General features: G+C 34.6%; 11 protein-coding genes. 9 read left to right on the top strand and 2 right to left on the bottom strand.

Features of this window, described 5'->3' with window-relative positions:
* Positions 1-561 precede the first annotated feature (561 nt).
* The 9 genes from ACQKMD_RS17395 (at position 562) to ACQKMD_RS17355 (ending at position 7,395) form a co-directional block, all read left to right on the top strand.
* Positions 562-1,179, top strand: a complete 618-nt coding sequence (locus ACQKMD_RS17395; RefSeq protein ID WP_427753559.1) for an NAD(P)-dependent oxidoreductase — start codon at positions 562-564, stop codon at positions 1,177-1,179.
* Between the two features lie 41 nt (positions 1,180-1,220).
* Positions 1,221-1,895 (top strand): ankyrin repeat domain-containing protein, encoded by a 675-nt coding sequence (locus ACQKMD_RS17390; protein WP_427753557.1) that lies wholly within the window; start codon positions 1,221-1,223, stop codon positions 1,893-1,895.
* A 391-nt stretch (positions 1,896-2,286) separates the two neighbouring features.
* On the top strand, positions 2,287-2,667 hold the full coding sequence (locus ACQKMD_RS17385) for a GntR family transcriptional regulator (protein ID WP_427753555.1): 381 nt from the start codon (positions 2,287-2,289) through the stop codon (positions 2,665-2,667).
* Complete coding sequence (locus tag ACQKMD_RS17380) at positions 2,667-3,566, top strand: ATP-binding cassette domain-containing protein (RefSeq protein ID WP_427753553.1); 900 nt, start codon at positions 2,667-2,669, stop codon at positions 3,564-3,566. Before ACQKMD_RS17385 ends, ACQKMD_RS17380 begins: the two co-directional genes overlap by 1 nt.
* Positions 3,550-4,281, top strand: coding sequence for a hypothetical protein (locus tag ACQKMD_RS17375; protein ID WP_427753552.1), 732 nt, complete (start codon positions 3,550-3,552; stop codon positions 4,279-4,281). Before ACQKMD_RS17380 ends, ACQKMD_RS17375 begins: the two co-directional genes overlap by 17 nt.
* The gene (locus ACQKMD_RS17370) at positions 4,278-5,006 is read left to right on the top strand and encodes a hypothetical protein (protein ID WP_427753550.1); all 729 of its coding nucleotides are present in this window, start codon (positions 4,278-4,280) and stop codon (positions 5,004-5,006) included. The genes ACQKMD_RS17375 and ACQKMD_RS17370 overlap by 4 nt, the downstream gene beginning before the upstream one ends.
* 26 nt (positions 5,007-5,032) lie before the next feature.
* Positions 5,033-5,758, top strand: coding sequence for a hypothetical protein (locus ACQKMD_RS17365; protein WP_427753548.1), 726 nt, complete (start codon positions 5,033-5,035; stop codon positions 5,756-5,758).
* The gene (locus tag ACQKMD_RS17360; protein WP_427753546.1) at positions 5,755-6,486 is read left to right on the top strand and encodes a hypothetical protein; all 732 of its coding nucleotides are present in this window, start codon (positions 5,755-5,757) and stop codon (positions 6,484-6,486) included. Before ACQKMD_RS17365 ends, ACQKMD_RS17360 begins: the two co-directional genes overlap by 4 nt.
* A 90-nt stretch (positions 6,487-6,576) precedes the next feature.
* Positions 6,577-7,395 (top strand): metallophosphoesterase, encoded by an 819-nt coding sequence (locus tag ACQKMD_RS17355; RefSeq protein ID WP_427753545.1) that lies wholly within the window; start codon positions 6,577-6,579, stop codon positions 7,393-7,395.
* A gap of 389 nt (positions 7,396-7,784) precedes the next feature.
* Here ACQKMD_RS17355 and ACQKMD_RS17350 read toward each other — a convergent pair whose 3' ends face one another.
* Positions 7,785-8,405 (bottom strand): hypothetical protein, encoded by a 621-nt coding sequence (locus tag ACQKMD_RS17350; protein WP_427753543.1) that lies wholly within the window; start codon positions 8,403-8,405, stop codon positions 7,785-7,787.
* A 196-nt stretch (positions 8,406-8,601) separates the two neighbouring features.
* Positions 8,602-8,805, bottom strand: coding sequence for an NAD(P)-binding protein (locus tag ACQKMD_RS17345; RefSeq protein ID WP_427753541.1), 204 nt, complete (start codon positions 8,803-8,805; stop codon positions 8,602-8,604).
* Positions 8,806-8,981 lie beyond the last annotated feature (176 nt).

Raw genomic sequence — 8,981 nt, 5'->3', positions numbered from 1 at the left:
TTCGCTCCAATCGGTTTAGGTTGTTTTGTCGCTACCATTATACCGAATTTGGGGAGGTGCCTGTTTTTTATTGTCTGAAAGACGTTGATATGACTAAGCTCAGAATTATGAAATTAACTCACCCGAGAAAAAAATAAAAAAATCAGATGTGATATTTGGACAAGAGGAAAAAGTGGAAAAAGAAATGGAAGAATGGTCAAATATATTATAGGGAATTTTAATGTTTATCAAATACAAGGAGATCATTTTTACCTAAATAAGTATACAACCGATTAAATCGAACTAATCAATTAAAAGTTAACGAGAGAATTATCAAGCAAGTGTTAAGTATGAATCGGTATTAAGATTATTTGATAGAAATGTGGATGAGTTATTTAAAATTAATTAGGGAAAGAATGAGTAAAATGAGATTATGTGGGTAAAAAAGCTACTATAATGGACATGAAATTTTTTATGTGGACAGACGTCCCTTAGAGTATTAAGATTACATCGATATTATCCCCTTTTGTAGTGAAGCTAGAACATCTAACTCGATCTCGAGTAAAAAAGGAGCATTATAAAATGAAAATCGCAATTTTCGGCGCAACTGGACGTGTAGGACATGATGTATTACAACGTGCCTTAGCAGATGGTCATAAAGTAACAGCACTCGTACGATCATTAGAGAAGTTAAAACCTCATGCAAACCTCCAAATCATTAAAGGTGATCTCAAAAATTACGAAGATGTCGTCCAAGTCATTGAGCAGGCAGATGCAGTCATAAGTGCAGTTGGTACAGATAAAACGATAACATTATCAGAAGGTGTTCCAAATATTATTAGAGCTATGAAGCAACTAAATATTAAAAGAATCGTCACAATCGGTACAGCAGGCATTTTAGATAGTCGTGCTGAAAGCGGAAAACTACGCTTCCAATCATCTGAGTCTAAACGACAGCTTACTTTTGCGGCAGAAGAACATGCTAAAGCATTTCGTGCATTAGAAGCGTCGGATTTAAATTGGATGATTGCTTGTCCAACCTATTTACCTGATGGTCCAGCTACTGGGGTATATCGTACAGAAAAAAATAGGTTACCATTAGACGGTGAGAAAATTACAGTAGGTGACACCGCTCACTTCGTTTATCGGGAATTATTCCAAAATGAATTTAATCACTCACGTGTCGGTTTGGCATACTAATTTTGAAAATGTAGTTTCACAAAGAGGAATGGTGAGATCATATGGGAATGCGAAATAAAGCAATCTTTGCAGCTGTATCATTAGGTTTAGCATTTGCAGGCTATATGACAATGAAGAAAGCAAGGGTGCAGATGTCATTATTTGAAGCCGTTGAGAAGCAAGATGTCAATGCTGTAAAAAAAGCGCTAAAATCTGAACAAAGTATTAATACACAAGATAGCAAAGGCCGCACAGCGCTTATGTTAGCGACATATAATAATGACGTGAAATCGGCAAAAGTGCTAATTGAAGCAGGAGCCGATGTAAATATTCAAGATGATATGCAAAACTCGCCTTTTTTATATGCTGGAGCAGAAGGCTATTTGGATATAGTGAAGCTGACTACAAAGGCAGGGGCAGATCCAAAACTGACCAATCGCTATGGTGGCATTGCTCTAATTCCAGCATCTGAGCATGGGTATGTTGATGTTGTAAAATTTTTATTAACTGAAACAAATAGTGACGTGAATCATATTAATAATCTGGGATGGACGGCATTATTAGAAGCCATCATTTTAGGAGATGGCGGTAAAAAGCAACAAGAAACAGTACGCGTTTTGTTAGAGTACGGGGCTAATCCAAATCTTGCGGATAGAGACGGTGTGACACCACTTGAGCACGCAGAAAAGCTTGGTTTCAAGGAGATTGAAAATCTGATAAGAAAAGCTAGATATTAAATTATATATGTCGACAAAAGGCATTCAGAATGCTCACATCCTGAATGGCTTTTTTTTAAAATTTGATTATAAACTTGTTTGGTGGAAAAGGTTTTTTTCATGATGAATTCGATCTTAATTCAGCTCGAAGATTCCTTTAAAAGCACGAGTTTCTCAAACTATTTTCTTTTCAGTTTTTTCACACCTTTACATGTGTAGTTGATTGGAGAAGGTGGCGCCCGCCCGCGGAAAGCGTCCACCATCTTCGAGTTTGTCTACAGTCTGAGACTCGTCAAAATGACGAGTCTTTTTCTATTTATGCAAAAACCTGTTTACATTACTAAAATAATCCAGTATAGTACATTACAACAGTAATGTACTAATGGCCGGTTAAAGAAAGGAGGACTTCAAATTGCAATTAAATAGTGATGGTACAAAGCCGATTTATGTGCAAATTGCTGAGTGGCTTGAAAATGAAATCATTGCAGGTCATTTAAATACGAATGATAAAGTATATTCGCAATATCAATTGGCAGAGCTATTCAATATCAATCCAGCAACGGCTGGCAAAGGCTTAACCTTACTTTTGGAAGAACAAATAGTGTATAAGAAGAGGGGGCTTGGCATGTTTGTAACAGCAGAAGCGAAGAAGATGATTTTAGAGAAAAGACGTAATGAACGATTAACGACGATGATTCGAGAAATAGTGTTAGAAGCGAAGCGCCTCATGGTATCAGAGGATGAGTTAATCACTTTAATAAAACAGGCGAGCTGTAAGGAGGAGGGAAAATAATGTCGGTTATTCAATGTGAATATGTAGAAAAGAAGTTCCGTAAAAAGAAGGCTCTACAAAATATTACGTTCCAGATTGAAGGGGAGAAAATCACCGGACTAATTGGCTGCAATGGGACGGGGAAAACGACGTTGCTGCGTATATTGGCAGGCATGACAAAGCAAACTTCAGGCACCGTTACAATCTTGGATAAGACACCATTCAATAGCCTCTTCGTATCAGCAAATAGCATCCTTATCAATGATCAAATGCAATTTCCCGGTTCATTTAATTTACAAGACATCCTGAATTTTGCACCCGATTTCTATGAAAAATGGGATGCAGAGCTAGCAATACGTTTACTAAAATACTTTCGTTTAAGCCCACATTCTTACCATTCTGATTTATCAAAAGGGATGAAAAACACCTTCAATTTCATATTCGGTTTATCAACACGCTGTATTGTGACGATGTTCGATGAACCAATCAATGGTATGGATGAAGCAGTACGTAAGGACGTTTATCGAGCGTTATTAAAAGATTATTTGGCATATCCAAGAACAATAATCATTTCAAGTCACTTCCTTGATGAAATGGAACATTTACTTGAAGATATTTTACTTCTTGATGAAGGGAAAGTAGCTTTGCATAAACCTCTAGATGAACTGCGTGAGTATGCAATAGCTTTACAAGGACCAGCAAATGTAGTAAAAAAATGGACAGCAGGACTTAACGTATTACATGAAAAGCAAGAAGTTGGTAATCAATTATATACCGTTCTAAAAGCACAGGATTGTACATTCAACGAACAGCAATTACTGCAAGAAGGTATTTCATTTATGCCTGTATCAGCAAATGACCTTTGCCTGTATTTGACGAATACAAGAACGGGGGGCATTGACGATGTCTTTAACGAATAAAACATTTGTAGAGATGCTACAGGTTCAAGTGAAATTTAAGCTCCACGCATATTTAGGGATGGTTACGTACTTAATCATTTTGCAAGTTGTTGGTATGTTGTTGTCTCTTGTAAGTTCATCAACGATGTCACTAGGCTCAGACATAGTTGATGTTAATTTTTCCATATTTAGGACAACGATGGTTCTCGTTCTTTCATGCTTTTGGTCATTTTATATAGGTATGCTCATGATGAGACATGATCAGCGTGCAGATATTATGCCATTTGTAACGACACGAACAATGAGTAGTGCATCGGATTCAATCGTGCTTGCAATAATAGCAATTTTTGCAGGTATTACTACGATGTTATCTAATTATGTAGTACGTATTATAGTCATGCTGAAATCGAATCAGAATATTATTGCTATGGAAGATGTGTTCAATGCACCTGGAATATTTTTAAAAAATATTGCAGCTTTTATAGTGGTCATCTTATGCGTGGCTTCAGTGGGATACTTTTTTGGCATGATTATGCAGAAATCTAAGTTAGTAATGTGCATCATTAGTGCATCATGTTTTTCTATGCTGTTTACTGAACTTGGTCAAGAAATTTTACTATCTATAAGGCAACTTGGGATGCACCCGATATTGTATTTTGCGGTAAATCTGCTCACAAGTGCGATACTCTTCATTCTATCAGCGATGATGGCAAATAATTTGGAGGTGAGAGGGTGAAGGGTTTCGACCTTTTGTTATTTTTATCGTTCTTATTAATTCTCCTATTTGTATCTCTAATCGTCATTTTCATACGCACGAAATCCAAATCCATATATGCAAACCAACGACCAGTAAAAATTTTCATTGGTGTGTATGTAGCAATTCTTGTCGTATCGCCAATTATTTATTTCGCCATATCCAAAAATGAAGTCCAAATGTTAACAGATGCTGAACGAGAGAAACTAAATGATGAAAATAAAGCACTTCATAAAGCTTTACTAAAAAGTAAAACGGAACAATATGCAGATCAGTTTTTAATAGATGAATGGGCGCTACTTTATAAAGAAAAAGAACTTTATCTAAAAATGGAAAATCCAAATGAAAGTATTTCAGTAAGTGTCGTCGTACAAAAATCGGATTCAACAAAGCAGCAAATTACAGGGAAATTATATCGTGCAAACTTTGTAAAAAAGAATATAGACATTACGAATAAATTGAATGTACCAACAATCTCATGGACAGATTCAAAAACTATGCTTATCAAAAAAACAGTTATTACAAAGTTAACTTATGCCACAATGAGTGACAATACATTATTTAATAATAATGAAGATTCGATATGGGATAGTTCCTCGCTAGAATGGGGAGGAGATGGGTATTCCGGTAGTCCATATTATTTACTACTTTCTGTACCAAAAGATGTGAAAGTATGGTCTGATGAGGAATTAAGAATTGATAAATAGCGGTTGATATGAAGGAGGTATGCATAATGTCTTTAACGACAAATGCTATGAAGGCTCATTTAAAGTTGAAGCTACATGCACATGCTAATATGCTAGTCTATTTAATTGTATTACAGATAATGGGGGTAGTGCTGTTCGCATTTAGTGGTTCAGGTCAGATGGGCAAGGGAGCAGAAAATGTCTCGCTAGAATTTATTATCTATTCACCTGCTGGAATTTTCATGCTGTCTATTCTTTGGATATTTTATGTTGGTGTTACTTTAACGAGAAAGGGAGTACGCAAGGAAATCATACCGTTTCTAGGTTCTCCAAGAGTCAATAGCATTACAGATATAATTACTCTAATTTATATGGGTGCATTTTTGACTTTCACAGTTATGCTTTCAAACTATTTTATTTATAGTGTAGTAGTGTTATTTACCGATAAAAAATTTGCTGAAGGTATGACCATCTTCAATGAACCAAAAGTATTCTTTATTAATGCACTTGCCGTCTTTATCGTAAGTATTACTACTGCTGCAATTGGCTATTTTGTTGGAACATTGTTACAAATTTCGAAGATTTTCATTGTAGTTTTTATCGTATTATTTTTCACCTATAATGGTTCAAAATTAAGTATGTTTATTAGTAATTATTTTTATGAACAATATCCAAATTTCGTATCTTTTACAGTATTTAATAGCGCTATCGCTATTTTTTGTTTCTTCATAGCAAATGCTATTGGTTCCCGTATGGAGGTGAAGGGCACATGAGTTTAGTGGCTATGACATTGCTACCCTTTATTATTTATTTGTTCATAACTATTATAGTTATCCGTTATTTTTACAAGAAGGCGAAACAATTAGAGCTAGTAAAGCGTCCTACGAAAATAATCATATTATCGTATATTGTATTGCTTATACTATCTTTAAGTATCTATCCAGCCATAAAGTCAACAGAGTTTTCCCATTTAACAAATGCAGAAGTACAGCAAAGAATTAATACAAATAAAACTTTCGTGAAAAATGCATTAGCAAATAAGTTAACAGCAGAAGATGAAAAATTCCTAGTAGATCAATGGACTTATACTATTGAAGGTGAGCAATTGGACTTGGAATTAGCATCCCCTGATGAATATATTAGAGAACAAGTGATTGTTCATTGGACAGATGCAAAAAATCAGCAGATTGAAGGGAAAGTTTATGCTATAAATAGTGTTCTTTTAAATTTAGATTTAACAGCAAAGGTTAAGTCTACTTTGATTAGATGGACAGATAATCATACACTAAACTTTAAAAAACCTGAATCAGTAGAGATTAAAGGGAATTTGTTTACTGATGAAATAGGCATGTTTCCATTTATTAATAGTGCTATGGAAATATCTGACGCCGATGAAATATTGGAGCGTGACAACTCTATATATGTAGTATTAAAAGTACCAAAACATATTAATGTGAATGATGTAAGTGGTTTAAGATTGTATCCTCAAGCTGAAGATTGATAAGAATGGAATGCAGATAATATAGAAGTAGCAAAGATAGAGTGGAAAATCCTTTAGTATAAAATAGATGAAAGAAACGAGCGATGCCCATTGAAGAAAATTTTACGTATAATGATCGGCGTAGTACTAGTTGTGATCTTTTGTATAGGGAACAACAAAGGGCTAGTCACAACGACGTATAAAATAGAGTCTAAGAAATTACCAAAATCTTTCGATGGAATGCGCATCGTTCAAGTTTCTGATTTACATGATGCTACATTTGGCAATGAACAGGAGCGCCTTATAAAAGAGGTATTAGAAGCAAAGCCCGACGTTATTTTTCTAACGGGAGATATTATTGATTGTAACCGTTATGATTTAGAAAGTAGTATGCAGGCTGTCGCTGGTTTTGTAAAAATTGCACCTGTTTATTATGTTACAGGTAACCATGAAATAGCGGTAAATAGAGTTCCAGAAATTAAAGAAGCACTTACTGAACTGGGCGTTAAAGTATTATCAAACAGTACCATTCCTTTTGAAAAGGGTGGAGAGACGATTCAAATTGTAGGTATTGAAGACCCGCTTGCAGGCACAGACACACAAGAAATGTTAGATACTGCCCTTCTCCACCAATCAAATACTACTTTTAAGCTTTTATTAGCCCATCGTCCTGAAAATATGAAAATATATGCTGAAAATAATATTGATATAGCGTTTTCTGGTCATGCACATGGGGGTCAATTCCGTTTACCAGGTGTTGGTGGCCTTATCGCACCAGGACAAGGATTTTTCCCAAAATATACGTCTGGAACAATTGAAACCGATAATATGACTCAAGTTATAAGTAGGGGGCTTGGCAATAGCTTAATGCCCGTTCGATTATTTAATTTACCTGAAGTTGTTGTAGTAGAATTACATTCGATAAAATAATAAAAGGGTCGCTACGTACTGATAAATTTTTCAGCACTTAGCGGCCTTTTTTAGAACTTCACATCAAAAAGAAATTTTAATCTTCATAATGAAGGTGATTTGAATGATGACAAAAGTTATTACATGTTGGAAGAGCACAAGAGGATGGGAACATTCACACGTGTCCACTCCTTAAATTTCTTCCGCTTTACTCCAGTCAGAAATTTACCGTTGACACTTCCTGATTATCTTCTCTCTGGCCAAGAAAAAAGAGTAGTGGAAGCCACTTTTTAATAAAGATCGTCGTTTTCGGTGCAGTACAGGGCTTGCTCACAGATGTTACGAAACTTCTAACTTTACTATCAAAAAAACCATCTGAATACACAGATGGTTCTTTCTGTAATTTTTTATTAGCTGACTGAACCATCTGATTCACAATAAAATTCTACAATAACATTATGATTTGATTTTAGATTATTTATAGAAATTGTACCACTTGCTGTAATTTCATAAGTAGTACCCATATCCATTAGGTTATAACTATAACCAGAAGAAGTAGATTTAGTCCATGTTCCTTTTGAAGGTGTCACGGTTATGCTATTAACCCCAAAAAACATTTGTTTTTTTAATAAAGAATCATAATTAGTAGTAAAAGAACCTTTAATAGTAAGACCAACACTTGTACCATTAGACGTTACAGTTTTCGATTTTGAAGCTGAAACTGTACTGAAAGGAGTAATACCATCTGAAACAATATTATACATTACATTAGCTCTTTCAATTGCATACTTTTTAAATTCTAAAGGTTCAACAAAATCTTTAGAAGTATATTTTTCAAATGGTTCAAGTTCTAATGTTGAATTTGGTTCTCCTAAGTTTATTTCGTTTACAATTTTCTCATATTGTTTGTAATATTCCAATTTTTGTCCTTCTGATAAATCTAAGGTTGAAGCTGACGCTTTTAGACCTCCTAAAGTGAAGATAGCAATAAATAAAACTAACAAAGTTCCTGTAATTTTTATTTTCTTCATTTTATCCCTCCTGTTTGCACAATCATTACATAATTATGGTAATTTTTAAAGTAATTTATATAATTGTTTTAATTACTTATTTACCCTTATATAATACAAAAGACAACCAAAAAAGTAGTAAATGCTACCCTTCAATGGCACCAAAATCGATTGTGTTCAATATTTTTTACATTTCTATTTTGAAACACTTACGTTGTCAAAGACGTCCCATCTCTATAGACCTTTTCACTAACGCCATTTTCATAAGTGCCTGCATGGCATTCGAACAAATGCCAATACCAGCACCAACGGGTTGGAAAGAAGGTGTGGCTTCGAACACTTCAGCATCTAATTGTCTTTTTTGAAGGGCAATCGCAGCATATAAACCGCTAATGCCGCCATCAATAATTACAATTTTCAATTATAATCAAACCTTTCAGAAGCAGATTTTCGCTTTAAGTATAGGTTATAACATAGGTGTTTGTGTCTATTACGCTTACGGTTTATAAATAAGACTAGTTTCGTTTACGTTAAGTTGTTAAAATATTCATACAGATATTATTGGTCGTTATAAGTTCACATAATCGATAATTATTA

Origin of the sequence: Viridibacillus sp. NPDC096237, from assembly GCF_050278625.1 — a bacterium.
Taxonomy (GTDB): domain Bacteria; phylum Bacillota; class Bacilli; order Bacillales_A; family Planococcaceae; genus Viridibacillus.
Note: the sequence above shows the minus strand (reverse complement) of the source record. Positions and strands in the feature narration are given on the sequence as shown.

What these genes read in the sequence shown, in the direction of transcription:
- ACQKMD_RS17395 (WP_427753559.1), top strand. Translation starts at nt 562, where the DNA reads ATGAAAATCGCAATTTTCGGCGCAACTGGACGTGTAGGACATGATGTA.
- ACQKMD_RS17390 (WP_427753557.1), top strand. Translation starts at nt 1,221, where the DNA reads ATGGGAATGCGAAATAAAGCAATCTTTGCAGCTGTATCATTAGGTTTA.
- ACQKMD_RS17380 (WP_427753553.1), top strand. Translation starts at nt 2,667, where the DNA reads ATGTCGGTTATTCAATGTGAATATGTAGAAAAGAAGTTCCGTAAAAAG.
- ACQKMD_RS17375 (WP_427753552.1), top strand. Translation starts at nt 3,550, where the DNA reads ATGTCTTTAACGAATAAAACATTTGTAGAGATGCTACAGGTTCAAGTG.
- ACQKMD_RS17365 (WP_427753548.1), top strand. Translation starts at nt 5,033, where the DNA reads ATGTCTTTAACGACAAATGCTATGAAGGCTCATTTAAAGTTGAAGCTA.
- ACQKMD_RS17360 (WP_427753546.1), top strand. Translation starts at nt 5,755, where the DNA reads ATGAGTTTAGTGGCTATGACATTGCTACCCTTTATTATTTATTTGTTC.
- ACQKMD_RS17350 (WP_427753543.1), bottom strand. Translation starts at nt 8,405, where the DNA reads ATGAAGAAAATAAAAATTACAGGAACTTTGTTAGTTTTATTTATTGCT.